Origin of the sequence: Enterobacter sp. PTB, assembly GCF_051130085.1 — a bacterium.
Taxonomy (GTDB): Bacteria; Pseudomonadota; Gammaproteobacteria; order Enterobacterales; family Enterobacteriaceae; genus Enterobacter; species Enterobacter ludwigii.
The window spans coordinates 70,529-96,496 of sequence record NZ_JBDKEE010000018.1 but is presented as its reverse complement, the minus strand read 5'-3'; the positions used below and the strand labels follow the sequence as shown (position 1 = coordinate 96,496).

20 protein-coding genes are annotated in these 25,968 nt (G+C 56.8%); 12 read left to right on the top strand and 8 right to left on the bottom strand.

All coding sequences use genetic code 11. The features are described 5' to 3' along the window. Window positions 1-149: 149 nt before the first annotated feature. The 3 genes from argH to argC form a co-directional block, all read right to left on the bottom strand. The gene (argH, locus tag AAIR21_RS19975) at window positions 150-1,523 is read right to left on the bottom strand and encodes an argininosuccinate lyase (RefSeq protein ID WP_183516922.1); all 1,374 of its coding nucleotides are present in this window, start codon (window positions 1,521-1,523) and stop codon (window positions 150-152) included. A gap of 78 nt (window positions 1,524-1,601) precedes the next feature. Then, the gene (argB, locus tag AAIR21_RS19970; protein ID WP_086462987.1) at window positions 1,602-2,378 is read right to left on the bottom strand and encodes an acetylglutamate kinase; all 777 of its coding nucleotides are present in this window, start codon (window positions 2,376-2,378) and stop codon (window positions 1,602-1,604) included. Window positions 2,379-2,384: 6 nt separating this feature from the next. Continuing rightward, window positions 2,385-3,389 carry an N-acetyl-gamma-glutamyl-phosphate reductase gene (argC, locus tag AAIR21_RS19965; protein ID WP_047356146.1) on the bottom strand — a complete coding sequence of 335 codons (1,005 nt, stop codon included), beginning with the start codon at window positions 3,387-3,389 and terminating at the stop codon, window positions 2,385-2,387. An 88-nt stretch (window positions 3,390-3,477) separates the two neighbouring features. Between argC and argE the strand changes: the two genes are divergently transcribed. The 5 genes from argE to gldA all read left to right on the top strand — a co-directional run bounded on the left by argE (window position 3,478) and on the right by gldA (window position 10,286). Then, window positions 3,478-4,629 (top strand): acetylornithine deacetylase, encoded by a 1,152-nt coding sequence (gene argE, locus AAIR21_RS19960; protein WP_020883942.1) that lies wholly within the window; start codon window positions 3,478-3,480, stop codon window positions 4,627-4,629. 270 nt (window positions 4,630-4,899) lie between these two features. Then, the gene (ppc, locus tag AAIR21_RS19955) at window positions 4,900-7,551 is read left to right on the top strand and encodes a phosphoenolpyruvate carboxylase (protein WP_014172182.1); all 2,652 of its coding nucleotides are present in this window, start codon (window positions 4,900-4,902) and stop codon (window positions 7,549-7,551) included. Between the two features lie 63 nt (window positions 7,552-7,614). After that, on the top strand, window positions 7,615-8,379 hold the full coding sequence (locus AAIR21_RS19950; RefSeq protein WP_113657029.1) for a helix-turn-helix transcriptional regulator: 765 nt from the start codon (window positions 7,615-7,617) through the stop codon (window positions 8,377-8,379). Between the two features lie 128 nt (window positions 8,380-8,507). Then, window positions 8,508-9,170: a fructose-6-phosphate aldolase gene (fsa, locus tag AAIR21_RS19945; RefSeq protein ID WP_032679238.1), complete on the top strand. Its 663-nt coding sequence runs from the start codon at window positions 8,508-8,510 to the stop codon at window positions 9,168-9,170. A gap of 12 nt (window positions 9,171-9,182) precedes the next feature. Continuing rightward, window positions 9,183-10,286 (top strand): bifunctional L-1,2-propanediol dehydrogenase/glycerol dehydrogenase, encoded by a 1,104-nt coding sequence (gldA, locus tag AAIR21_RS19940; RefSeq protein ID WP_032679239.1) that lies wholly within the window; start codon window positions 9,183-9,185, stop codon window positions 10,284-10,286. A gap of 49 nt (window positions 10,287-10,335) precedes the next feature. Here gldA and katG read toward each other — a convergent pair whose 3' ends face one another. The 4 genes from katG to metB form a co-directional block, all read right to left on the bottom strand. Further along, window positions 10,336-12,516 (bottom strand): catalase/peroxidase HPI, encoded by a 2,181-nt coding sequence (gene katG / locus AAIR21_RS19935; RefSeq protein ID WP_025202761.1) that lies wholly within the window; start codon window positions 12,514-12,516, stop codon window positions 10,336-10,338. Between the two features lie 209 nt (window positions 12,517-12,725). Continuing rightward, entirely contained in the window at window positions 12,726-13,616 is an 891-nt protein-coding gene (metF, locus tag AAIR21_RS19930) for a methylenetetrahydrofolate reductase (protein ID WP_014172187.1), read from the bottom strand. A gap of 226 nt (window positions 13,617-13,842) precedes the next feature. After that, on the bottom strand, window positions 13,843-16,275 hold the full coding sequence (locus AAIR21_RS19925) for a bifunctional aspartate kinase/homoserine dehydrogenase II (RefSeq protein ID WP_014172188.1): 2,433 nt from the start codon (window positions 16,273-16,275) through the stop codon (window positions 13,843-13,845). Between the two features lie 2 nt (window positions 16,276-16,277). After that, window positions 16,278-17,438: a cystathionine gamma-synthase gene (gene metB / locus AAIR21_RS19920; RefSeq protein WP_149377050.1), complete on the bottom strand. Its 1,161-nt coding sequence runs from the start codon at window positions 17,436-17,438 to the stop codon at window positions 16,278-16,280. A gap of 276 nt (window positions 17,439-17,714) precedes the next feature. Here metB and metJ point away from each other — a divergent pair, with 276 nt between their 5' ends. Beyond that, window positions 17,715-18,032, top strand: a complete 318-nt coding sequence (gene metJ / locus AAIR21_RS19915; RefSeq protein WP_007369220.1) for a met regulon transcriptional regulator MetJ — start codon at window positions 17,715-17,717, stop codon at window positions 18,030-18,032. A gap of 48 nt (window positions 18,033-18,080) precedes the next feature. On the opposite strand, the gene rpmE is transcribed toward metJ, so the two are convergent. Beyond that, entirely contained in the window at window positions 18,081-18,293 is a 213-nt protein-coding gene (rpmE, locus tag AAIR21_RS19910) for a 50S ribosomal protein L31 (RefSeq protein ID WP_003862040.1), read from the bottom strand. A gap of 200 nt (window positions 18,294-18,493) precedes the next feature. Between rpmE and priA the strand changes: the two genes are divergently transcribed. The 6 genes from priA (at window position 18,494) to menA (ending at window position 25,884) form a co-directional block, all read left to right on the top strand. Further along, the gene (gene priA / locus AAIR21_RS19905) at window positions 18,494-20,689 is read left to right on the top strand and encodes a primosomal protein N' (RefSeq protein WP_106503576.1); all 2,196 of its coding nucleotides are present in this window, start codon (window positions 18,494-18,496) and stop codon (window positions 20,687-20,689) included. A gap of 119 nt (window positions 20,690-20,808) precedes the next feature. Continuing rightward, the gene (cytR, locus tag AAIR21_RS19900) at window positions 20,809-21,834 is read left to right on the top strand and encodes a DNA-binding transcriptional regulator CytR (protein WP_020883949.1); all 1,026 of its coding nucleotides are present in this window, start codon (window positions 20,809-20,811) and stop codon (window positions 21,832-21,834) included. Window positions 21,835-21,927: 93 nt separating this feature from the next. Beyond that, window positions 21,928-22,929 (top strand): cell division protein FtsN, encoded by a 1,002-nt coding sequence (gene ftsN / locus AAIR21_RS19895; protein ID WP_014172193.1) that lies wholly within the window; start codon window positions 21,928-21,930, stop codon window positions 22,927-22,929. Window positions 22,930-23,023: 94 nt separating this feature from the next. Further along, window positions 23,024-23,554 (top strand): ATP-dependent protease subunit HslV, encoded by a 531-nt coding sequence (gene hslV / locus AAIR21_RS19890; protein WP_014172194.1) that lies wholly within the window; start codon window positions 23,024-23,026, stop codon window positions 23,552-23,554. Between the two features lie 9 nt (window positions 23,555-23,563). Further along, window positions 23,564-24,895, top strand: a complete 1,332-nt coding sequence (hslU, locus tag AAIR21_RS19885) for an HslU--HslV peptidase ATPase subunit (protein WP_014172195.1) — start codon at window positions 23,564-23,566, stop codon at window positions 24,893-24,895. A 68-nt stretch (window positions 24,896-24,963) separates the two neighbouring features. Next, window positions 24,964-25,884: a 1,4-dihydroxy-2-naphthoate polyprenyltransferase gene (gene menA, locus AAIR21_RS19880; protein ID WP_014172196.1), complete on the top strand. Its 921-nt coding sequence runs from the start codon at window positions 24,964-24,966 to the stop codon at window positions 25,882-25,884. Window positions 25,885-25,968 lie beyond the last annotated feature (84 nt).

Below are 25,968 nucleotides of genomic sequence, written 5' to 3'. Positions count from 1 at the left end.
AACGTGAACTTTTGCGGACCCCGTGGTCCGCATTTTTTTGCGTAAAAAGGCCGGGGATAAAAGCAAAATGGCAACCGAAGTTGCCATTTTTAGTGTTTACTCCCTCTCCCCGTGGGAGAGGGCGGGGTGAGGGCACCAGCCCGCACTCATCAAACCAGCCGGTTTTTCGCATCCGCAATCGCCTGCGCGACCTGCTTCGGTGACACGCCGCCTTTCGCTGCACGCTTATCCAGACAAGACTGCAACGCCAGAATCGGATACACATCATCACCGATAACCGCACTGAATTTCTGCAGGTCGGTCAGCGGCAACGCTTCCAGTGCCTTACCCTGACGAATGGCTTCAACCACCGCTTCACCGACAATGTGGTGCGCTTCACGGAACGGCACGCCTTTCGCCACCAGGTAATCGGCAAGCTCGGTCGAGTTTGCATAGCCCTGCTGCGCCGCTTCCTGACAACGCGGGCGTTTCACCTGAATGCCATCCAGCACCAGCGCGCCCATATGCAGGCAGTCCAGCCAGGTATCGAGCGCGTCGAACAGCCCTTCTTTGTCTTCCTGCATATCTTTGTTATACGCCAGAGGCAGCCCTTTCAGGGTCATCATCATGCCGGTCAGCGCGCCCTGCACACGGCCACACTTACCGCGGATAAGCTCCAGCGCATCCGGGTTTTTCTTCTGTGGCATCAGGGAGGAGCCTGACGTCACGCGGTCAGACAGCTCAACAAACCCGGCTTCACCGGAGTTGAAGAAAATCAGGTCTTCGGCAAAGCGCGACAGATGCACCATGCCGATAGACGCATTGGAAAGCAGCTCCAGCACGTGATCACGGTCAGAGACGCTGTCCAGGCTGTTACGGGTGGCTGAAGCAAAGCCCAGCCAGCCTGCCAGCTGATCACGGTCGATTTCATAGGCCGTCCCTGCCAGCGCACCGCTGCCCAGCGGGCTCACGTCCAGACGCTTCAGGGTATCCTGCAGACGGCTTTCATCACGCGCCAGCATCTCAACGTAGGCCAGACACCAGTGGGCAAAGGTTACCGGCTGCGCGCGCTGCAGGTGGGTATAACCCGGCATCACCGCGTCCTGGTTGTTCTGCGCGGTTTCCACCAGCGCGCCTTGCAGCAGACGGTTGGCTGCCAGCAGTTCACCAACGGTATCTTTACACCACAATTTCAGATCAGTCGCGACCTGGTCGTTACGGCTACGCCCGGTATGCAGTTTTTTACCCAGCTGGCCGACTTTATCGATGAGTTTCCCTTCCACCCAGCTGTGAATATCTTCCGCATCGCTGGCGAGGATCTGCTGCGGGTCCAGACGCACCTCTTCCAGCAGGTTATTCAGCGCCTCTTCCAGCTGCTGCTGTTCGTCTGCGGTCAGGACGCCCACGGTGACCAGCGCTTTGGACCAGGCCACAGAGCCGACGATATCCTGCTCGGCCAGGCGGTAGTCGAAGCGCAAAGAGTCGTTGAACTGTTTGAACCGTTGATCCGCTGCCTGTGTAAAACGCCCACCCCAAAGTGCCATAACATGCTTCCTTAATATCTTTGAATTTCATTGCCCGGCTGCGCTGCGCTGACCGGGCCTGCAGAATCGGTAAATTGCTTACGCCAGAATACGCGTGCCAATCGGCGTGCCGTTAAACAACGCCGGGAGTTGCTCCGCGTGGCGCCAGGAGGCGATGTCCACCGGACGTCCGAGCGTACGCGCGGCATCCAGCGCCGCATTGACTTTGACGATCATGCCGTCGGTAATAATGCCCTGCTCGATAAGCTGTTCGGCTTTCGCTGCGGTCATTTCCGCAATACGCTGGCCTTTACCGTCGAGAATACCGCTTACGTCAGAGAGCAGAATCAGGTCCGCGCCCAGCGTAGCCGCCAGAGCCGTTGCCGCCTGGTCTGCATTGACGTTCATCAGCTCGCCCTCTTCGGTCACCCCGATAGAGCTCACCACCGGCAGGAATCCTCCTTCCAGCAGCATGTTAATCAGCTTAGGCGAACCAGGCTGTGCCAGTCCAACGTGTCCGAGCTCTTCGTCGAGCTGGGTCACTTTTACGCTGTCACCATCGCCCAGACACAGACCGACAGAGGCGATATGGTGTTTCTTCGCCCACGCCAGCAGCGTTTTGTTCGCCGTCCCCGCCAGGGCACCGGTAATAATGTCAATCTGGTCAGCAGGCGTGACGCGCAGGCCATTTTTCTTTTTCACCGGCAGGTTGAGCCCTTTCATCAGCTCATCAACCACGCAGCCGCCGCCGTGCACAATCACCAGCGGACGTTGGTGTGATTCGCGATAGTTCACCAGCGCGGTAAAAAGACGCTCCAGCGCTTCTTCGCTGTCCAGCAGTACACCACCGAGTTTGATAATTAATGGGTTCATCATCACACCTTAAATAAGAGCCTGGGTTTCCGGGAAACCGAAACGAATATTTGCACACTGCATTGCCTGTGCGGCAGCGCCTTTAAGTAAGTTATCTTCCGCAGCCACCACAATCAGGTGCTCACCCTGCACGGCAAAGCCGATGTCGCAGAATGGCAGGCCAACCACGTTTTTCAGCGCCGGCACGCCTTTGTCGTACAGACGCACCAGCGGTTTGTCCGCATAGGCCTGCGTAAAGGCTGCGCTCACCTGTTCGTGGGTCACGCCGGGTTTCAGTCGGCAGGTGATGGTTTCGAGGATCCCACGCGGGAAGCTGCCCAGATGCGGCGTGAAGATGACATCCGCACCCAGATGCGTCGTGATTTCAGGGTGATGGCGGTGATTGAACACGCCATACGGCTGAAGGCTCACTTCGCAGAAGCTGTTAGCGATAGCGGCTTTACGCCCCGCGCCGCTGACACCACTGGTGGCGTTGATCACCGGCCACTGGTTCAGATCCAGCAGGTCTGCGTCGATCAGCGGCTTCAGAGAAAGCTGTGCTGCCGTCGGATAACAGCCCGGCACGGCAACCAGATCCGCTTCCTTCAGTTTATCTGTGCTCCACTCCGCCAGGCCGTATACCGCTTTTTCCAGCAGTTCAGGGTGTTGATGGGTGAAACCGTAATATTTTTCGTAGAACGCGCCGTCATTCACACGGAAGGCGCCGGAGAGGTCGAACACCACACAGCCGGCCGCCAGACATTGCGGAACCAGGTCGTGGCTGACTTCGTGCGCGGTAGCTAAAAACACCACGTCAACGCCGTCGGTGAACGCGCGGATGTCAGACATTGGCTGCAGCGGCAGATCAACAATGCCTTTAAGTTGCGGATGCAAATCGGAAATTAACTTTCCTGCATCATTGCTTTGCGCTGACACGGTCAAAGCGGTTATGGTCATATGAGGATGGCGATTCACGTAGCTTACAAGCTCTGCGCCCGCATAACCGCTAGCGCCTACAATCAGCGTATTCAACATCGGGTTCCTTTATGCTCAACGTTAATGTATTTTTATTCACATTTATTGCATGAATATTGATACTATCACGACCTAAGGTGTGTCAACAATGAAAATGAACTTACCGCCATTTATCGAGATTTACCGCGCCCTGATTGCCACACCCTCCATCAGTGCGACCGAAGAAGCGCTGGATCAGAGCAATGAGTCTTTAATCAATCTGCTGGCAGGTTGGTTTAGCGATATTGGGTTTAACGTTGAGGTTCAGCCCGTTCCCGGAACACGCCATAAATTTAACCTGCTCGCCAGTACCGGACAGGGTGCCGGCGGCCTGCTGCTGGCCGGTCATACCGATACCGTTCCCTTTGACGATGGCCGCTGGACGCGCGATCCGTTCACCCTGACCGAGCATGACAACAAGCTTTACGGTCTGGGCACCGCCGACATGAAAGGCTTTTTTGCTTTTATCCTCGATGCGCTGCGTGACGTGGACGTGACAACGCTGAAGAAACCGCTCTACATTCTGGCCACTGCCGATGAAGAGACCAGCATGGCCGGGGCGCGCTACTTCTCTGAAAACACCTCGATTCGCCCGGATTGCGCCATTATTGGTGAACCAACGTCACTGCAGCCAATCCGCGCCCACAAAGGCCATATCTCCACGGCGGTGCGCGTGCTGGGCCAGTCAGGCCACTCCAGCGATCCGGCGCGCGGCGTCAACGCCATCGAACTGATGCACGACGCCATCGGCCGCATCATGCAGTTGCGCGACTCGCTGAAAGAGCGTTATCACTACGACGCATTCACCGTGCCTTACCCGACGCTGAACCTCGGCAGCCTGCACGGTGGCGATGCATCCAACCGTATCTGCGCCTGCTGCGAACTGCATATGGATATCCGTCCGCTGCCGGGCATGACGCTGAGCGATCTCGACGGCCTGTTGACCGAAGCGCTGGCGCCGGTCAGCGAGCGCTGGCCGGGCCGCCTAACGGTCTCCGAGCTTCATCCGCCGATCCCTGGCTACGAATGTCCGCCGGATCATCAACTGGTTGAAGTCGTGGAAAAGCTGCTCGGCGAGAAAACCGACGTGGTGAACTATTGCACCGAAGCACCGTTTATTCAGACCCTGTGTCCTACGCTGGTGCTTGGCCCGGGTTCCATCAACCAGGCTCACCAGCCGGATGAATATCTGGAAACGCGCTTTATCAAACCGACCCGTGAACTGATTACCCAGGTCGTGCATCACTTCTGCTGGCATTAAAATGCCCCTGAGGGTTCCCTCTCCCGGTGGGAGAGGGTCAGGGTAAGGGCAACAAATCCCGCGATCTTCGTCACATTCCCATAAGCATCTCTTATCTGACGCAAAGCGAATTAAATTTCGTAAATTACCCACATTTATTCGTTTGCTGAACCGTTTTCGCAGCAATTGACGACGGGGGTTTTACGTGGCTTTATAAAGGGAGATGACAAAATATTGTCCAAAAGATTTTCGATTGGGCATAAACAAAAATGATGGGGTGACTGGGTTTTTATGAACGAACAATATTCCGCGTTGCGTAGTAATGTCAGTATGCTCGGCAAAGTGCTTGGAGATACCATCAAAGATGCGTTGGGGGAAAACATCCTCGACCGCGTTGAAACCATCCGCAAGCTGTCAAAATCTTCCCGTGCAGGTAACGAGGCCAGTCGTCAGGAGCTGCTCACCACCTTGCAGAACCTTTCTAACGATGAGCTGCTGCCCGTTGCCCGCGCCTTCAGCCAGTTTCTGAACCTGGCAAACACCGCTGAGCAATACCACAGCATTTCGCCGAATGGCGAAGCTGCCAGCAACCCGGAAGTCATTGCCCGTACGCTTCGTAAACTGAAAGACCAGCCAGACCTCAACGAAGACATCATCAAAAAAGCGGTGGAGTCCCTTTCGCTGGAGCTGGTTCTGACCGCTCACCCAACCGAAATCACTCGCCGCACCCTGATCCACAAAATGGTGGAAGTGAACAACTGCCTCAAGCAGCTGGATAACAAAGACATTGCTGACTACGAGCGCAACCAGCTGATGCGCCGTCTGCGCCAGCTGATTGCCCAGTCCTGGCACACCGATGAAATTCGTAAGCATCGTCCAAGCCCGGTCGACGAAGCCAAATGGGGCTTTGCAGTGGTGGAAAATAGCCTGTGGGAAGGGGTGCCGAACTACCTGCGTGAGCTGAACGAGCAGCTGGAAGCGAATCTGGATTACCGCCTGCCGGTTGATTTTGTGCCGGTGCGCTTCACCTCCTGGATGGGCGGCGACCGTGACGGCAACCCGAACGTCACCGCGGAAATTACCCGCCACGTGCTCCTGTTGAGCCGCTGGAAAGCAACCGACCTGTTCCTGAAAGATATTCAGGTATTGATCTCCGAGCTGTCGATGGTAGAGGCCACGCCGGAACTGCGCGCGCTGGCCGGCGAAGAAGGTGCCAGCGAGCCGTATCGTTTCCTGATGAAAAAACTGCGTGGCCAACTGATGGCGACGCAGGCCTGGCTGGAAGCGCGTCTGAAAGGCCAGCGCCTGCCGAAGCCGGAAGGCCTGCTGAGCCAGAACGAGCAGCTCTGGGAGCCGCTGTATGCCTGCTATAAATCACTGCAGGCCTGCGGAATGGGCATCATCGCGAATGGCGAATTGCTCGACACCCTGCGTCGCGTGAAGTGTTTCGGCGTGCCGCTGGTGCGTATTGACGTCCGTCAGGAAAGCACCCGTCATACCGAAGCACTGGGCGAACTGACCCGCTATCTCGGCATCGGCGACTATGAAAGCTGGTCTGAAGCGGACAAACAAGCCTTCCTGATCCGCGAACTGAACTCCAAGCGCCCCCTGCTGCCACGTAACTGGGAGCCAAGCAACGAAACCCGCGAGGTGCTCAACACCTGTAAAGCGATCGTTGATGCGCCGAAAGGATCGGTGGCTGCCTATGTGATCTCCATGGCGAAAACGCCGTCTGACGTGCTGGGCGTTCACCTTCTGCTCAAAGAAGCCGGTATCGACTATGCCCTTCCGGTTGCACCGCTGTTTGAAACCCTTGATGACCTGAACAACGCCAACGACGTCATGACGCAGCTGCTGAACATCGACTGGTACCGCGGCTTTATTCAGGGCAAACAGATGGTGATGATTGGCTATTCCGACTCCGCAAAAGACGCGGGCGTCATGGCGGCATCCTGGGCGCAGTATCAGGCACAGGACGCGTTGATCAAGACCTGTGAAAAAGCAGGCATCGAACTGACGCTGTTCCACGGACGCGGTGGCTCGATTGGCCGTGGTGGTGCGCCAGCGCATGCGGCACTGCTGTCACAACCGCCGGGAAGCCTGAAAGGCGGCCTGCGCGTGACCGAACAGGGCGAAATGATCCGCTTCAAGTACGGCCTGCCGGAAGTGACCATCAGCAGCCTGTCGCTCTACACCAGTGCGATTCTGGAAGCGAACCTGCTGCCACCGCCAGAGCCGAAAGAGTCCTGGTGCCATATCATGGACGAGCTGTCAGATATCTCCTGCGATCTGTACCGCGGCTACGTGCGTGAAAACAAAGATTTTGTGCCTTACTTCCGTTCAGCCACGCCTGAGCAGGAGCTGGGTAAACTGCCGCTGGGTTCACGTCCGGCTAAGCGCCGCCCGACCGGTGGCGTAGAGTCTCTGCGTGCCATCCCATGGATCTTCGCCTGGACCCAGAACCGTCTGATGCTGCCCGCCTGGCTGGGCGCAGGCGCGGCGCTGCAGAAAGTGGTGGAAGATGGCAAACAGAACGAACTGGAAACCATGTGCCGCGACTGGCCGTTCTTCTCCACCCGTCTGGGTATGCTGGAGATGGTCTTCTCGAAAGCAGACCTGTGGCTGGCGGAATACTACGATCAGCGTCTGGTGAAGCCTGAGCTGTGGACGCTGGGTAAAGAGCTGCGCGAACTGCTGGAAGACGACATCAAAGTGGTGCTGGATATTGCTAACGACTCGCACCTGATGGCGGATCTGCCGTGGATTGCCGAGTCCATCCAGCTGCGTAACATCTACACCGACCCCCTGAACGTCCTGCAGGCGGAGCTGCTGCACCGTTCACGTCTGGCGGAAGAGGAAGGTAAAGAGCCGGATCCACGCGTCGAACAGGCGTTGATGGTGACGATTGCAGGCGTTGCGGCAGGTATGCGTAACACAGGCTAATCCATTGGCTTCATACAGGCCCGGCAGCGCTAATGCTGCCGGGCGATATCCGGTATTCACGCCATGCACCACGACATCAGCACCCTTCTGACCGACCTCATTAATGGCACCGTAGCGCTACGTGACGTACGGTTTGTCGCCCCGCCCGACCCACACTCCCGCACATCGCCTTGCCTGGTCATTAACCTCGATAATGCCTGCGAAGCGTGGTTTTCTTCCTCTGCGGAGGGGTTACTTCATACCGGACACGCGCTCAGCATCAGCTTCGGTAAACAGCAGCTGTCGCTTCGTCTTTATCGGGATAACGTGCTTATACAGCACCAGCAGGTTGCCCGGCGCGGCCCCCGAACCGGAGCGTTTCTCCTGCAAACGCTGGCCGAACTGCAGATGCAGCCTGATGAACAGGAAACGGCCAGACTGGTGGTACTGAGTATGCTCAGCCACTGTCGCGATCTTCTTGGCAGCGACATTCATACTGACAGCCGCAGTCGTGCTTTGTTTGAAGCCATCCGGCGCTATCTCGATGAACATCACGCCTCACCGCTGACCCGCGATTCCGTGGCGCGGGCGTTTTATATTTCACCCAACTACCTTTCACATCTGTTTCAGAAGACCGGGAACGTGGGGTTCAATGGATACCTGACCCAAACGCGTCTGGAACACGCGCGCCAGTTGCTCAAGGGTTATGATCTAAAAATCAAAGACATTGCCGCCCGCTGCGGCTTTACAGACAGCAACTACTTCTGCCGCCTCTTTCGTAAACATACCGAACGCTCCCCTTCCGAGTACCGCCGCCAGTATCACAGCCAGCTGACTGCCAAAAACTAGCATTGTGATCGCCCTCTCACTTCACTAAGCACATTACATTTGTCCAGTATTTGGCAAAATTGACCTGTATCCCCGGCCAGCAGCCCCACCTTATCCTTGAGTTAACCTTTCTGACTTAAGGAAAAATAATGGAACTGTATCTGGATACCGCCAACGTGGCAGAGGTTGAGCGCCTGGCGCGCATTTTTCCGATTGCCGGCGTCACCACCAACCCGAGCATTGTAGCCGCCAGCGGCGAAACCCTCTGGAACGTACTGCCGCGTCTGCAAAACGCCATCGGGCCACAGGGTACGCTGTTTGCCCAGACCATGAGCCGTGAAGCCGAAGGGATGGTGGCAGAAGCCAAACGCCTGAGTAACGCCATTCCTGACATCGTGGTGAAAATCCCGGTGACCGCGCAGGGCCTTATAGCGATAAAAATGCTGAAAAAAGAGGGCATAACCACGTTGGGCACGGCCGTTTACAGCGCCGCCCAGGGTTTACTGGCCGCGCTGGCGGGAGCGAAATATGTCGCACCGTATGTTAACCGCGTCGACGCTCAGGGCGGGGACGGCATTCGTATGGTACAGGAGCTGCAATCCCTGCTCGAACGGCACGCCCCAGAAAGCAGCGTGCTGGCCGCCAGCTTCAAAACACCACGTCAGGCGCTGGACTGCCTGCTCGCCGGATGTGAAGCAATCACGCTTCCTTTAGATGTAGCGCAACAAATGCTCGGCACCCCGGCGGTAGAGTCAGCCATAGAGAAGTTTGAGCACGACTGGAAAAACGCGTTTGGTAACCTCAATCTCTAAGGGAGATCTGTTATGGACCGTATCATTCAATCGCCGGGGAAATATATCCAGGGCGCTGATGTTCTCACCCGTCTCGGCGACTATCTAAAACCACTGGCAACACGCTGGTTGGTTGTGGGCGATAAGTTTGTGCTGGGTTTTGCACAAGAGACCTTGCTTGAGAGTTTCAAAAAAGCGGAAATTCATGCTGAAATCGCGCCCTTCGGTGGCGAATGTTCGCAAAACGAAATCGATCGCCTGAAAAAACGGGCCGACGGCGCCGACTGTATGGCGGTGCTCGGTATCGGCGGCGGGAAAACGCTGGATACCGCCAAAGCGCTGGCGCATTTTATGGACGTGCCCGTTGCCATCGCCCCGACTATCGCCTCCACCGACGCCCCGTGCAGCGCCCTTTCTGTCATTTATACCGACAGCGGTGAATTCGATCGCTACCTGATGCTGCCGCATAACCCGAACATGGTGATTGTCGACACCCGGGTGGTGGCTGGCGCTCCGCCGCGTCTGCTGGCCGCCGGGATAGGCGATGCCCTTGCCACCTGGTTTGAAGCGCGCGCCTGTTCCCGTAGTGGCGCGATCACCATGGCGGGCGGAAAATGTACCCAGGCTGCGCTAGCCCTCGCCGAGTTGTGCTACAACACGTTAATTGAAGAGGGTGAGAAAGCGATGCTCGCAGCCGGGCAGCACGTAGTCACACCGGCGCTGGAGCGCATCATTGAAGCCAATACCTATCTGAGCGGCGTTGGATTTGAAAGCGGTGGACTGGCGGCCGCACACGCCATTCACAACGGAATGACCGCCGTGCCGGAGGCACATTCGTTCTATCACGGTGAAAAAGTGGCGTTCGGGACGCTGACGCAACTGGTGCTGGAAAATGCCCCGGTAGAGGAAATTGAAACCGTCGCGGCGCTGTGTCACAGCGTAGGTTTGCCCATCACGCTGGCACAACTGAACATTAAAGAGGATATTCCGCTTAAAATGCGGCTGATTGCCGAGGCAGCCTGCGCAGAGGGTGAAACCATTCACAACATGCCAGGCGGGGTGTCACCGGATCAGGTTTACGCGGCGCTGCTGGTGGCCGATCAGTACGGGCAACGGTTCCTGCGGGAGTGGGCGTAACCGGTATGGCCGGATAATAAAAAAATCCCCGCCGAAGCGGGGATTGTATTTACTGCAGATCAAACCGATCCAAATCCATCACCTTCGCCCAAGCGGCAACAAAGTCGCGGACGAATTTCTCATGGGCGTCGCTGCTGGCGTAAACCTCGGCCAGCGCGCGCAGCACGGCGTTCGAACCGAATACCAGATCGGCACGCGTGGCGGTGTATTTCACTTCACCGCTGGCGCGATCGCTGCCGGCAAACAGCTCGTTTGATTCATCGGTCGCTTTCCACTGGGTATTCATGTCCAGCAGGTTCACGAAGAAATCATTGCTCAGCACGCCTTCACGATGGGTGAACACGCCGTTCTGACTGCCATCGAAGTTCGCCCCCAGTACGCGCAGACCGCCAATCAGCACCGTCAGTTCTGGTGCAGTGAGCGTCAGCTGCTGGGCCTTATCAATCAACAGAGACTCGGTAGTGGAGGCATCAACCTGTGCACGGTAGTTACGGAAGCCATCGGCAATCGGTTCGAGCAGGTTAAACATCTCGATATCCGTCTGATCCTGGCGCGCATCAACGCGGCCCGGCGTGAACGGTACATTGACGTAAACGCCGGCCTCTTTCGCCGCCTGTTCAACACCCACCACACCTGCCAGCACGATGATATCGGCCAGTGACGCTTTGTTGGTGGTACGCTGAATAGCTTCCAGGGCGGGTAACGCGCGAACCGCTGCGGCGTTAACTTCCCAGTCGCGCTGGGGTGCCAGTGCCAGACGCGCACCGTTGGCGCCGCCACGCTTATCGCCACCGCGGAAGGTCGATGCAGACGCCCAGGCAACGGAAACCAGGTCGCTCACGGACAGACCCGAGGCAATGATTTCCGCTTTCAGACTCTCGATGTCCTCTTTGGTCGGGTTGAACACCGCCTGCGGCAGTGGATCCTGCCAGATGAGATCTTCTTTCGGCACTTCCGGACCAATGTAACGCGCTTTTGGCCCCATATCACGGTGGGTCAGCTTGAACCACGCGCGGGCAAAGGCTTCGTTAAAGGCCTGCGGATCGTTCAGGAAGCGGCGGGAGATTTTCTCGAACTCGGGGTCAAAACGCAGCGTCAGATCGGTGACCAGCATCGTCGGTTTGCGCTTTTTCGACGGGTCGAACGGATCAGGCATAATGTCTGGTGCATCCACGGCTTCGAACTGAATCGCACCCGCCGGGCTGCGGGTCTGCACCCACTCGTATTTGAACAGGTTCTCGAAGAAGTAGTTACTCCACTGGGTCGGCGTTTGTGACCAGATGACTTCCAGCCCGGAGGTGATCGCATCTGCGCCAACGCCGGTACCGTGCGTACTGGTCCAGCCCAGACCCTGCGCTTCAATTGGCGCGGCTTCCGGGTCGGCGCCGACATGGGTCGCCTCACCTGCACCGTGGGTTTTACCGAGGGTATGACCGCCTGCAATCAACGCAACGGTCTCTTCGTCGTTCATCCCCATGTTGCCAAAGGTGGCACGGATCGCCGCGGCCGCTGACAGCGGTTCACCGCTGGCGTTTGGCCCTTCCGGGTTAACGTAAATCAGCCCCATTTCGGTGGCTGCCAGTGGGCGCTTCGCCAGTGCTTCCGGGTCACGGTGGGTGAGCCAGGCTTTTTCATCACCCCAGTTCACGTCCATATCCGGTTCCCAGACATCTTCACGCCCGGCCCCAAAACCAAAGGTACGGAAGCCAGAGTTCTCCAGCGCCACGTTACCGGCAAGGATGAAGAGGTCAGCCCAGGAAATTTTTTGACCGTATTTTTGCTTGATAGGCCACAGGAGACGGCGCGCTTTATCCAGACTTACGTTATCTGGCCAGGAGTTCAGGGGGGCAAAGCGCTGTTGACCGCGCCCTGCGCCACCGCGACCGTCAACGGAGCGATAGGTACCTGCGCCGTGCCAGGCCATACGGATAAACAGGCCCGCATAGCTGCCCCAGTCAGCTGGCCACCACGGCTGAGAGTCGGTCAGAAGTGCTTTGAGATCGCCCTTGAGCGCTGAGTAATCAAGTTTGCTGAATTCTTTGCGGTAGTCAAAGTCTTCACCCAGAGGGTTAGAACGGTTGGAATGTTGATTAAGAAGATCGACGCGGAGTTGTTTTGGCCACCAGTCGCGGCTGCCTGTGCCTGCCCCCGCGCTGTGATCGACGCTGCCCTGATGGAACGGGCACTTGCCGATTGATGCCGCATTATTGCTGTCGTCTGACGTGCTCATCGCTATGCTCCCTTTTACAGTGTTACCGTTACGATATACGCCCTTGTTGATAAGGTATAGTTGAGATAACCCACAGATTCGATAGTTAATTCCGTTTAATTTCCCATTGAAAGTATGTGCGTTCTGTACGTCAAAGGCAGCATTGCTGATATGGCGGGGAAATAAAACCCTTATAAATCAAAAAACCCTCCGAAGAGGGCTTCTATTTGTTATGCGCCAGGCCGAACACCCAGCGTATGGCAAATGGCGTAACTCATTTCCGCGCGGTTGAGCGTATAGAAGTGGAAATCCTTCACTCCTTCACGACTCAAGATCTTCACCATGTCCATCGCGATGTTTGCGCCCACCAGCTTGCGTGTTTCCGGGTCATCGTCCAGCCCTTCGTACATTTTAGACATCCAGTGTGGAATGCGCACATTGGTCATATCGGCAAATTTCTTCGCCTGTTTGAAGTTAGAGACCGGCAAAATTCCCGGGATAATTTCGACGTCGATGCCCGCGGACACACAGCGGTCACGAAAGCGCAGGTAGCTTTCCACATCAAAGAAGAACTGGGTAATGGCGCGGTTCGCACCGGCGTCCACTTTACGCTTCAGGTTAAGCAGATCCGCCTGGGCGCTTTTCGCTTCCGGGTGAACTTCAGGATAAGCAGCAACGGAAATGTCGAAGTCTGCGACCTCTTTCAGCAGCGCGACCAGATCGGTGGCGTACATGTCCGGTTTACCGCTCCCCGGCGGCAGGTCACCACGCAGGGCGACGATATGGCGAATACCGTTGTTCCAGTAGTCCTGGGCAATGGCACGCAGCTCATCGCGCGTCGCGTCGATACAGGTCAGGTGCGGAGCCGCTTCCAGACCCGTACGGTCCTTAATGCCTTTAATGATGCTGTGCGTACGGTCACGCTCACCGGAGTTAGCACCGTAGGTGACGGAGACAAACTTCGGTTTCAGGCTGCTCAGGCGATCGATAGAGCTCCAGAGGGTTTGCTCCATTTCACTGGTGCGCGGCGGGAAAAATTCAAAAGAGACGTTAATCTGACCATTTACTTCGGCCAGGCTCTGATTCAGGGCTTCCCGCTGGTTGGCGTGAAAAAAGCTCATACCTTACCTCATCAATCGCGTGTCATTGTGTGTTGTGTTTCGAACTTCTATACGTTTAGACGTCCAGATGTAAAAATGACGGAAAAGCGGAGGGACGTCAACAGAAATAATCGCCAGGAATGGTGAGGAATGCTCAGGGAAGATGAAGGGAGTTCATGATGGCGGGTGAGTGCGGTCTGATGCCCTCACCCTGTCCCTCTCCCACCGGGAGAGGGAACAAGAAAGATTACAGCAGTTTAGCCAGACGGTTGATGTCGGACTGGATGGCCCCGGCGGTCACATCGCGCCCCGCACCCGGGCCACGGATCACCAGTGGGTTATCACGGTACCAGCGGCTTTCAATGGCGAAAACATTATCGCACGGCAGCAGTGCCGCCAGCGGATGTTCAGGACGAACCGCCTCGACACCCACACGTGCTTTTCCGTTCGCTTCGAAACGCGCCACGTAGCGCAGCACCAGCCCCATCTCGTTTGCCGCTTCCAGACGTTGCACCATCTGCTCGTTCAGCTCTTCGCCGTTCTCGAAGAAATGGTCGACAGAGTCGTCCTCACAGCCAGCAGGCACCAGCGACTCAACGCGGACGGCATCAGGTTCGATGTCATAACCGGCTTCGCGCGCCAGGATCACCAGCTTACGCATAACGTCTTTACCGGAGAGGTCAACGCGTGGGTCAGGTTCCGTTAAGCCCTGTTGCCATGCCTGATCCACCAGGTCAGTGAACGGCACGGTGCCATCAAACTGCAGGAACAGCCAGGAGAGCGTGCCGGAGAAGATGCCACTCAGCGCCAGAATGCTGTCGCCGCTTTCAATCAAATCACGCACGGTATGGTTAACCGGCAAGCCAGCGCCCACCGTAGCGTTATACAGCCAGTGACGGCCTGTCTTTTCAAACGCGTCGTGGATTTGACGGTACTTGTCCGTGCTGCTCGCCCCCGCCAGCTTATTGGCGCTAATAACATGGAAACCGTGGCTGGCGAAATCAAGATACTGATCGGCAAGCTGTTCACTGGCGGTCACGTCCAGCACCACCAGATCGTCATACGGGTGCGCGCGCATCCAGAGGAACAGCGACTCTTCGTCCTGTTCAACCGCTTCATCGTTAAAGAAGGCCAGCGCCCGGCTGGCATCCAGCCCTTCGTAGTTCAGCAGGCTGCGGCGGCTGTCCACCACGCCCGCGAGAATAAATTCAAACCCGGTACGCGCTGAGAGGGTCACCTGCTCGCGCGCGAACAGCTCCAGCCAGCGTGAGCCGATGTTTCCTTTACCAAACAGCACCAGTCCGATGCGTTTCTCCGCACGGAACAGAGAGGTATGCAGACCCTGAATCAGACTCTCGGTGGGTCCTTTACGCAGTACGGCCACCAGGCTGATGCCCTCTTCCGACTGCCAGGTGAATTCAACCGGCTGGCCTTTCAACTGCTGCCAGAAACGGTGGCAGTGCAGCGGGTTGCGGGTAACGCCCGCCCCCACCATCGCCACCAGCGCCAGACCCTGACGCAGGCGAAGCTCGCCCGGCAGGCCCGCTTCATCAAGAATTTTCAGGGCGCTGTCCGCCACTTCGGCGGTGTAGCAGAACTGCAGCAGCTGGCGATCGTTATGCACGCCAACGGCGAGCGGACGCACCTGGGCACGTTTGAGGATCAGGTCGATGTCTTTGTGTGCCAGTTTGAAATCCTGGCCCGCCGGGACCTGGAACTCAATCAGGCAGATGTCGTCATGGCTGGTCACAATTCGCGCCCCCGTACCGGACGCCAGGACGCGTTCGATACGGGTAGAGCCTTGATCCGGGGTGTAACTACAGCGCAGCTGCAGGTCGATGTCGCTCCCGGAAACGGGCTGTAGCGTACGCGCATGCAGAACCGGTGCCGCCAGGCGTGCCAGCTCGCTGGCCTCGTCCAGACGCAGCAGCGGCAGCAGGCAGGCATCTTTCACTTTACGCGGGTCAGCACTGTAGACACCGGCCACGTCGCTCCAGATGGTGACGCGGGAAACGCCTGCCAGCGCACCAATTTGCGTCGCTGAGTAGTCAGAGCCGTTACGTCCCAGCAGCACGGTTTCACCGGCACTGCTGCGGCTGATAAAGCCGGTCACCACAATACGTTTGCCCGGATGCTGAACCAGCAGCTGTTGCAGCAGCGGATATGACAAGCCTTCATCCACCTGCGGCTGAGCGGCGCGTTCGGCGCGCAGGAAGTCACGCGCGTCAAGCCAGGCCGCATCCACGCCCAGGTGTTGCAGCACGGCCGCCATCAGGCGCGCAGACCACACTTCACCGTGGCCGACCACCTCGGCATACACCGCGTCGGTAATACCGCTGTCCAGCAGGGCAGCCAGACGCTCAAGGTCATGCGTAAAGGCGCTAATCAATCCGTCCGCGATGTCCGCAGGCAGTAAGCCGGCAATCAGCTCACTCTGGTAACGACGTAAGGACTGTTGCACCTGATGCGCAGAGAGGCGATCGGTCTGACTCAGTTTGAGCCAGCTAATCAACTGGTTGGTGGTGCTGCCAGCCGCGGAGACAACCATCATGTCCCCCGGCTGCGAATACTCTGTCATGATCCCTGCGACACGCAGGTAACACTTCACATCAGCAAGACTACTACCACCAAACTTGTGCAGTTGACGACCCTTCGCCCCTGCCTGCGCTATCACACTCATGATTACCCCTTGGCTGCGACCCGGAAGCCATTTTCCAGATCGGCAATTAAATCTTCAGAATCTTCAATACCGGTCGAGATACGCAGCAGCGTCTCAGAAATACCGGCGGCGGCACGTGCTTCTGGTGCCATACCTGCGTGCGTCATGGTCGCGGCGTGGGAGATCAAGCTTTCAACCCCACCTAATGATTCCGCCAGCGTAAACAATGACAGCCCGCTCAGGAAGCGACGCAGCGTTTGCTCGTCACCGTCCAGTTCAAAACTTAACATCGCGCCAAATCCCTTTTGTTGACGCGCGGCAATCTCGTGCCCCTGGTTTTCCGGCAGCGACGGGTGATAGAGCTTTTTCACCAGCGGCTGGGTCTTCAGGAAATCGACAATCGCCTGAGCATTGCGCTGCGCCACTTCCATGCGCGGCGACAGCGTGCGGATACCGCGCAACAACAGGTAGCTGTCGAAAGCGCTCGCAGTGACGCCAATGTTATTGGCCCACCATGCCAGTTCGGTGACAACGTCGGGATCTTTTGCAATCACCACGCCCGCTACCACATCAGAATGACCGTTCAGATATTTTGTGCATGAATGCAATACCAGATCGGCACCCAGCGCAAGCGGGTTCTGAAGGGCCGGACTGAGGAAGGTATTATCCACTACACTTATCGCTCCCGCATCCCTTGCGCGCTGACAAATTTTCGCAATATCGACGACGCGCAACAATGGATTGCTTGGACTTTCCACCAGCACCAGCTTCGGTTTCTCTGCCAGCGCCTGTTTCAGCGCCTGTTCGTCGTTTTGATCGACAAACTGCACGCGGTAGCACCCGCGTTTTGCGAGGCTGTCAAACAGACGATAGCTACCACCGTAACAGTCATGCGGTGCCACCAGCAGGTCACCCGGCTTCAGAAATACCGTCGTCACCAGGTGAATCGCAGACATCCCGGTGTTGGTTAACACGGCGCCTGCACCGCCTTCCAGCTCCGCCAGCGTGCGCTGGGTCACGTCACGCGTCGGGTTGCCGCGACGGGAGTAGTCATGCGCACGGGGTTCATTAAAACCGGTAAAATTGTAAGTACTGGAAAGATGAATTGGCGGGACAACACAGCCGTACTGCTCGTCATCATTTAATCCGCTACGCACTGCGATGGTGGCCTGTTTACGCGTCATGGTGAAGGCTTCCTGGCTAAAAGAGGTGAAAAGTCAGGCACCAGAGTAAACACTGAAAGTATGGACGTCAATACATCTGGACATCTAAACTTCTTTGCGTATAGATTGAGCAATGCGCAAATAGCCGTTAAAATTATATGCTTTAGTGCACGCTGCAGCGGCAATATCCGTGCCACGGTATCGTCTCTACGGTAAACTACGCTGGATTACGGTCAAAACTGGCGATGACGGGTTTTGCACCTTTAGATTAATGACTGAGAGGATTAAAGGTATCTCATGGCTGAATGGAGCGGCGAATATATCAGCCCATACGCTGAGCACGGTAAGAAGAGTGAGCAAGTAAAGAAAATTACGGTTTCCATTCCTCTGAAGGTGTTGAAGATCCTCACCGATGAACGTACGCGTCGTCAGGTGAACAACCTGCGCCACGCGACCAACAGCGAACTGCTGTGCGAAGCGTTTCTGCATGCGTTTACCGGTCAACCGTTGCCAAACGATGAAGATCTGCGCAAAGAGCGTAGTGATGAAATTCCGGAAGAGGCGAAGGTGATCATGCGTGAACTGGGTATCGACCCGGATACGTGGGAATACTGAGAAGCGGATACAAAAAAGGCACCTTGCGGTGCCTTTTTTTCGGGAAACTTACTTAGCGCCCGGGATGCTGAAACGCTTGTTGAAGCGGTCAACACGGCCACCGGTTGCAACATCACGCTGCTTACCAGTGTAGAACGGGTGGCATTTGCCGCACACGTCCAGGTTCAGATCGTGACCCACGGTAGAGCGGATCTGGATAGAGTTACCGCAAGAACAGTTTGCAGTAATCATTTCGTATTTCGGGTGAATATCTTTTTTCATGGGAGAACCTCAGTTAAGGCCGCGTCGCTCTTCCAGCCCTAACGCCAGACACCACGCGATGTTGAATGTAAGTTCTTTGGCGTAAAGTACACCAAAGGCGGCGAATCATACAGAATTTGACCAACGTATGCAAACTGATCCGCACGCCGCTTTCACTAATGTGTATACTAACGCGCCACTTTTCAAGTCAGGAAGATTCGATGCCCGTCGCTCACGTTGCCCTGCCCGTTCCGCTTCCCCGCACCTTTGACTATCTGCTGCCTGACAGCATGAGCGCCAAAGCGGGCTGTCGCGTGACCGTGCCATTTGGCAAACAGCAGCGTATTGGGATTGTGGTGTCGGTGAGCGATAAGAGCGAATTGCCGCTCAATGAGCTGAAAGCCGTCGCGGAGGTACTGGACAGCGAGCCCGTGTTCTCCACCAGCATCTGGCGGCTCCTGCTGTGGGCGGCAGATTACTACCATCATCCCATCGGCGATGTCCTGTTCCACGCCCTGCCTATTATGCTTCGTCAGGGTAAAAGTGCCAGCCACGCTCCCCTCTGGTATTGGTTTGCCACTGAGGAGGGTCAGGCGGTCGATATCAATAGCCTGAAACGCTCGCAGAAACAGCAGCAGGCGCTGGCGGCCCTGCGTCAGGGGAAAATCTGGCGACATCAGGTTGACGAGCTTGAGGTGAGTGAAACGGCGCTGCAGGCCCTGCGCAAAAAAGGGCTGAGCGAACTGGCAAGCGAGGCGCCTGCCCTTTATGACTGGCGGGACAGTTTCTCCGTTTCAGGGGATCGTCTGCGACTCAACACCGAGCAGGCCACCGCCGTAGGAGCCATTCACAGCGCCTCCGATCATTTCTCCGCCTGGCTACTGGCAGGGGTCACCGGCTCCGGCAAAACAGAAGTGTATCTCAGCGTACTGGAAAACGTGCTTGCGCAGGGTAAACAGGCGCTGGTGATGGTTCCGGAAATCGGCCTCACGCCACAAACCATCGCCCGTTTTCGCGAGCGGTTTAATGCGCCGGTTGAAGTGTTACACTCGGGCCTGAACGACAGCGAGCGCCTCAGCGCCTGGCTGAAAGCCAAAAACGGCGAAGCGGCGATTGTGATTGGCACCCGTTCCTCGCTGTTTACGCCGTTTAAAAACCTCGGCGTTATCGTCATCGATGAAGAGCATGACAGCTCCTATAAGCAACAGGAAGGCTGGCGCTATCACGCCCGCGATCTGGCCGTTTATCGCGCCCATAGCGAGCAAATCCCGATTATTCTTGGCTCCGCGACGCCCGCCCTCGAAACGCTGCATAACGTTCGCCAGCGTAAATACCACATGCTGCGCCTGACGCGGCGCGCAGGGAACGCGCGCCCTGCTATTCAGCATGTGCTGGATCTAAAAGGCCAGCAGGTGCAGGCGGGGTTAGCGCCTGCGCTTATCACCCGGATGCGCCAGCATTTGCAGGCCGGTAATCAGGTCATTTTATTCCTTAACCGCCGCGGGTTTGCCCCGGCGCTGTTGTGTCACGACTGCGGCTGGATTGCCGAATGCCCGCGCTGCGACCACTACTACACGTTCCATCAGGCCCAGCGCCATTTGCGCTGCCACCACTGCGACAGCCAGCGGCCGGTACCACGCCAGTGTCCGTCATGTGGCTCAACGCATATCGTGCCGGTCGGCCTGGGGACGGAGCAACTGGAAGAGGCCCTTAAGCCTTTCTTCCCTGACGTTCCTCTTTCCCGCATCGACCGTGACACCACCAGCCGCAAAGGGGCGCTGGAACAGCAGCTGGCGGAAGTGCATCGCGGTGGCGCACGCATTCTGATTGGCACGCAGATGCTGGCCAAAGGGCACCACTTCCCGGACGTAACGCTGGTCGCCCTGCTGGACGTAGACGGCGCGCTGTTTTCGGCCGATTTCCGCTCTGCAGAACGTTTTGCCCAGCTTTATACCCAGGTTGCCGGACGTGCCGGTCGCGCAGGCAAACAGGGTGAGGTGGTTTTACAGACCCACCATCCTGAACATCCGTTACTGCAAACCCTGCTGCATAAAGGCTATGACGCGTTTGCGGAGCAGGCGCTGGCAGAACGCCAGACGATGCAGCTTCCGCCGTGGACCAGCCACGTCATCATTCGCGCAGAAGATCACAACAACCAGCAGGCACCGCTTTTCCTGCAGCAGCTGAGAAATCTCCTGCAGGCCAGTCCGCTGGTGGATAACCCGCTGTGGATACTGGGGCCGGTGCCGGCGCTGGCACCAAAGCGTGGTGGACGTTTCCGCTGGCAGATTTTGCTCCAGCACCCTTCGCGCATCCGCCTGCAACATATCGTCAGCGGCGCGCTGGTGCTGATCAATACCCTACCGGAAGCGCGCAAAGTGAAGTGGGTACTGGACGTTGATCCTATCGAAGGCTGAAGACGGATCGAAAAATTTAACGCTCCTCACACTTTTTATGAAAATTCTGTAACCGATTCCATTAACTATCTGTAAAAATGGTGGCGTCAGAAGTTCGGTGTTCAGGCGAGGAGAAGACGTTGAAGTCCAGAAAAGAGGTTGCCACGGCGACCATGAAAGACGTTGCCCAGAAAGCACAAGTCTCTACGGCAACCGTGTCCCGCGCATTAATGAACCCGGATAAAGTCTCCCAGGCGACCCGTAACCGGGTAGAGCAGGCTGCGCTGGAAGTGGGCTATTTCCCGCAGGCGATGGGACGAAACGTTAAACGCAATGAGTCGCGCACCATCCTGGTGATTGTGCCGGACATCTGCGATCCCTTCTTCAGCGAGATTATTCGTGGTATCGAAGTGACGGCGGCAGAGCAAGGTTATCTGGTGCTGATTGGCGACTGTGCTCACCAGAACCAGCAGGAAAAAACCTTTATCGACCTCATTATCACCAAGCAGATCGATGGCATGTTGCTGCTTGGGTCTCGCCTGCCGTTTGATGCCAGCATTGAAGAGCAGCGCAATTTACCGCCGATGGTGATGGCCAACGAGTTTGCACCCGAGCTGGAGCTGCCGACGGTACATATTGATAACCTGACCGCCGCGTTCAACGCCGTCAACTATCTTCAGGAGCTGGGGCACAAGCGTATTGGCTGCATTGCCGGGCCGGAAGAGATGCCATTGTGCCACTACCGCCTGCAGGGCTACGTTCAGGCGCTGCGCCGTACCGGCGTCACCGTCGATCCGCACTACATTGCTCGCGGGGATTTCACCTTTGAAGCCGGTGGACAGGCGCTGGAGAAGCTGCTGGATCTGCCCGAGCCGCCGACCGCGGTGTTCTGTCACAGCGATGTGATGGCACTGGGGGCATTATCGTATGCGAAGCGCCGCGGCCTGCGCATACCGAAAGATTTGTCGATCATCGGATTCGATAATATTTCGCTGTCAGAATTTTGCGATCCTCCACTCTCGACCGTGGCGCAGCCGCGCTATGATATTGGGCGTGAAGCGATGCTTCTTCTGCTGGATCAGCTGCATGGTCAAACAGTTAACAGCGGCTCGCGGTTGCTGGACTGTGAATTGATTGTGCGCGGTTCTACCCAGGCATTGACTTAAAGTAAATGTCTTTCAGACACCCTTATCTGGTCAAAGCCCCGCCGCTTAAGTAACATGGCGGGCTGACGAACGAATAAATACAGCGAAACGATAGTGGCACAACGAGATTATGTACGTCGCGGCCAGCCGGCACCTTCGCGACGCAAAAAGAGTAGCTCAAGGAAAAAGCAACGTAACCTGCCTGCTGTCTCGCCAGCGATGGTCGCTATTGCTGCGGCTGTAGTCGTGGCCTTTATTGGTGGTCTGTACTTTATCACGCACCATAAAAAAGAAGAGTCCGAGGCGCTTCAGGCCAGCAAGGTTGCCGGAAACGGCCTTCCGCCGAAGCCTGAAGAGCGCTGGCGCTATATCAAAGAGCTGGAAAGCCGTCAGCCTGGCGTACGTGCGCCGACCGAACCTTCAGCGGGTGGCGAAGTGCAAAATGCCAGCCAGTTGACGGATGAACAGCGTCAGTTGCTGGCACAAATGCAGGCCGATATGCGCCAGCAGCCTACGCAGCTGAACGAAGTGCCGTGGAACGAGCAGACGCCGGAACAGCGTCAGCAAACGCTGCAGCGTCGTCAGGCGCAGCAGCAGCTCCAACAGCAACAGCAGCAACAACAGCAGTGGGCGCAAACCCAGCCAGTGCAGCAGCCTAAAACGCAGCCGCGGGTGACGGAACAGCCGTATCAGCAGCAAACGCGAACGGCGCAGTCCCAGCCAGTGCAGCAACCGCCGAAGGCCCAGCCGCAGAAACAGGCGGCTCAGCCGTATCAGGATCTGCTGCAGACGCCGGCGCATACCACTGCGCAGCAGCCGAAAACGCAGCAGGCCGCACCGGTAACCAAAGAGACCGATGCGCCGAAACAGACTGCTGAGAAAAAAGACGAACGCCGCTGGATGGTGCAATGTGGTTCATTCAAAGGTGCTGAGCAGGCGGAAACGGTGCGCGCACAGCTGGCTTTTGAAGGGTTTGATTCACGCATTACCACCAATAACGGCTGGAATCGCGTGGTGATTGGCCCGGTCAAAGGCAAAGAAAATGCCGACGGAACCATTTCCCGTTTGAAAGTGGCGGGACACACAAACTGCATTCGACTCGCTACCGGGGGTTGAAACCCCCAAATTCCCCCCCATCTATCATTCTATTCAGCCCTGAGCACAGGCTCAGGGCTTCTGTTTCCCGATTCTGTAACCAGGGGGTCTGCTCGTGACAACAATAGTAAGTGTACGCCGTAACGGCCACGTGGTAATCGCCGGTGATGGCCAGGCCACGCTGGGTAATACCGTAATGAAAGGCAACGTGAAGAAAGTTCGTCGTTTATACAACGACAAAGTGATCGCCGGTTTTGCAGGCGGCACAGCTGACGCCTTCACGCTGTTCGAACTGTTTGAACGCAAACTGGAAATGCACCAGGGTCACCTGGTGAAAGCCGCCGTTGAGCTGGCGAAAGACTGGCGTACCGATCGCATGCTGCGCAAACTTGAAGCGCTGCTGGCGGTGGCCGATGAAACCGCTTCGCTTATCATCACCGGTAACGGTGACGTCATTCAGCCTGAAAACGACCTGATTGCTATTGGCTCTGGTGGCCCGTACGCCCAGGCTGCAGCCCGTGCGCTGTTGGAAAACACCGACATGAACGCGCGCGATATCGCGGTGAAGGCGTTGGATATTGCAGGTGATATCTGCATCTATACCAACCACAACCACACCATCGAAGAATTACCGTCTAAAGCGTAAGGATCTCCCATGTCTGAAATGACCCCACGCGAAATTGTCAGCGAACTGGACAAGCATATTATCGGCCAGGACAACGCCAAGCGTTCCGTGGCTATTGCCCTGCGTAACCGCTGGCGCCGCATGCAGCTCGAAGAAGAGCTGCGCCATGAAGTGACGCCAAAAAACATTCTGATGATCGGCCCGACCGGTGTCGGTAAAACCGAAATCGCCCGTCGTCTGGCGAAACTGGCTAACGCCCCGTTCATCAAAGTCGAAGCCACCAAGTTCACCGAAGTGGGCTATGTGGGTAAAGAAGTGGACTCCATCATTCGCGATCTGACCGACTCGGCGATCAAAATGGTGCGCGTCCAGGCGATTGAGAAAAACCGCTACCGCGCCGAAGAGATGGCGGAAGAGCGCATTCTTGACGTCCTGATCCCACCGGCGAAGAACAACTGGGGCCAGGCTGAACAGCAGGCTGAGCCGTCAGCGGCGCGTCAGGCGTTCCGCAAAAAACTGCGTGAAGGCGAGCTGGACGACAAAGAGATTGAGATCGATCTTGCTGCTGCTCCTATGGGTGTGGAGATCATGGCACCGCCTGGCATGGAAGAGATGACCAGCCAGCTGCAGTCCATGTTCCAGAACCTGGGCGGCCAAAAGCAGAAAGCGCGTAAGCTGAAAATCAAAGACGCCATGAAGCTGCTGATCGAAGAAGAAGCGGCGAAACTGGTGAACCCGGAAGAGCTAAAGCAGGATGCTATCGACGCGGTTGAGCAGCACGGTATCGTGTTTATCGACGAAATCGACAAAATCTGTAAGCGTGGCGAATCCTCAGGCCCGGATGTCTCCCGTGAAGGCGTTCAGCGCGACCTGCTGCCGCTGGTTGAAGGCTGCACCGTCTCCACCAAACACGGTATGGTCAAAACGGACCACATCCTGTTTATCGCCTCTGGCGCATTCCAGGTGGCGAAACCGTCTGACCTGATCCCGGAACTGCAGGGTCGTCTGCCGATTCGCGTGGAGCTGCAGGCGCTGACCACTGAAGATTTCGAACGCATCCTGACCGAGCCAAATGCCTCTGTGACCGTACAGTACAAAGCGCTGATGGCAACCGAAGGTGTGAACATCGAGTTCACTGAAGACGGTATCAAACGCATCGCCCAGGCCGCCTGGCAGGTCAACGAAACCACCGAGAACATCGGTGCCCGTCGTCTGCACACCGTGCTGGAGCGCCTGATGGAAGATATCTCTTATGATGCGAGCGACCTGAACGGTCAAAGCATTACCATTGACGCAGAATATGTGGGTAAACACCTGGATGCGTTAGTGGCAGATGAAGATCTGAGCCGTTTTATCCTATAATCGCGGTTACTGCATTCTCATCACGTTTAATGGGGGCTAATGCCCCCATTTTTATTGGCTAAATTACTATGACTGACATCAGCCGTACTCAGGCGTGGCTCGAAAGTCTGCGCCCTAAAACTCTTCCTCTGGCCTTTGCCGCCATTATCGTCGGTACGGCGCTTGCCTGGTGGCAAGGCTATTTCGACCCGCTGGTTGCCGGGCTGGCACTGATTACCGCCGGTCTGCTGCAAATTCTCTCCAATCTCGCCAACGACTATGGCGATGCGGTTAAAGGCAGCGACAAACCCGACCGTATCGGGCCACTGCGCGGTATGCAGAAAGGGGTCATTACCCAGGCGCAGATGAAGCGCGCGCTGATCATCACCGTGGCGCTGATTTGTCTTTCCGGCCTGGCGCTGGTAACGGTCGCGTCTAAAACCCCCAGCGATTTTATTGGCTTCCTGGTACTGGGTCTGCTCGCCATTATTGCCGCCATTACCTATACCGTCGGTACCCGCCCTTACGGATATATTGGGCTGGGTGATATCTCCGTGCTGGTGTTCTTCGGCTGGCTGAGCGTGATGGGGAGCGGGTACTTACAGGCACATACCCTGATCCCGGCCCTGTTCCTGCCGGCAACCGCCTGCGGCATGCTGGCGACGGCGGTGCTTAACATCAACAACCTGCGCGATATCGACAGCGACCGTGAGAACGGCAAAAACACGCTGGCCGTGCGTCTGGGGCCCGTTAATGCACGCCGTTATCATGCGTGTCTGCTGCTGGGCGCTCTGCTGTGCCTGGCGCTGTTTAACGTTATCTCGCTGCACAGCATATGGGGCTGGCTGTTTGTACTCGCCGCACCGCTGCTGATTAAGCAGGCGCGATTCGTCATGCGTGAACTCAGCCCTGCGGCCATGCCGCCAATGCTGGAGCGTACGGTAAAAGGGGCACTGCTGACTAACCTGTTGTTCGTCATCGGGATTGTCTTAAGTCAGACGCTGGGTTAACTGACAAATATCAATTAACAATTGATGATTTTGCCAACAACGCATTTAGCACGATATACTGAACACATTCGCAGCAACTGAGCG

Excerpts from the sequence above, each read along its gene's own strand:
- argH (WP_183516922.1), bottom strand. The coding sequence starts at position 1,523 with ATGGCACTTTGGGGTGGGCGTTTTACACAGGCAGCGGATCAACGGTTC.
- argB (WP_086462987.1), bottom strand. The coding sequence starts at position 2,378 with ATGATGAACCCATTAATTATCAAACTCGGTGGTGTACTGCTGGACAGC.
- argC (WP_047356146.1), bottom strand. The coding sequence starts at position 3,389 with ATGTTGAATACGCTGATTGTAGGCGCTAGCGGTTATGCGGGCGCAGAG.
- argE (WP_020883942.1), top strand. The coding sequence starts at position 3,478 with ATGAAAATGAACTTACCGCCATTTATCGAGATTTACCGCGCCCTGATT.
- ppc (WP_014172182.1), top strand. The coding sequence starts at position 4,900 with ATGAACGAACAATATTCCGCGTTGCGTAGTAATGTCAGTATGCTCGGC.
- AAIR21_RS19950 (WP_113657029.1), top strand. The coding sequence starts at position 7,615 with ATGCACCACGACATCAGCACCCTTCTGACCGACCTCATTAATGGCACC.
- fsa (WP_032679238.1), top strand. The coding sequence starts at position 8,508 with ATGGAACTGTATCTGGATACCGCCAACGTGGCAGAGGTTGAGCGCCTG.
- gldA (WP_032679239.1), top strand. The coding sequence starts at position 9,183 with ATGGACCGTATCATTCAATCGCCGGGGAAATATATCCAGGGCGCTGAT.
- katG (WP_025202761.1), bottom strand. The coding sequence starts at position 12,516 with ATGAGCACGTCAGACGACAGCAATAATGCGGCATCAATCGGCAAGTGC.
- metF (WP_014172187.1), bottom strand. The coding sequence starts at position 13,616 with ATGAGCTTTTTTCACGCCAACCAGCGGGAAGCCCTGAATCAGAGCCTG.
- AAIR21_RS19925 (WP_014172188.1), bottom strand. The coding sequence starts at position 16,275 with ATGAGTGTGATAGCGCAGGCAGGGGCGAAGGGTCGTCAACTGCACAAG.
- metB (WP_149377050.1), bottom strand. The coding sequence starts at position 17,438 with ATGACGCGTAAACAGGCCACCATCGCAGTGCGTAGCGGATTAAATGAT.
- metJ (WP_007369220.1), top strand. The coding sequence starts at position 17,715 with ATGGCTGAATGGAGCGGCGAATATATCAGCCCATACGCTGAGCACGGT.
- rpmE (WP_003862040.1), bottom strand. The coding sequence starts at position 18,293 with ATGAAAAAAGATATTCACCCGAAATACGAAATGATTACTGCAAACTGT.
- priA (WP_106503576.1), top strand. The coding sequence starts at position 18,494 with ATGCCCGTCGCTCACGTTGCCCTGCCCGTTCCGCTTCCCCGCACCTTT.
- hslU (WP_014172195.1), top strand. The coding sequence starts at position 23,564 with ATGTCTGAAATGACCCCACGCGAAATTGTCAGCGAACTGGACAAGCAT.
- menA (WP_014172196.1), top strand. The coding sequence starts at position 24,964 with ATGACTGACATCAGCCGTACTCAGGCGTGGCTCGAAAGTCTGCGCCCT.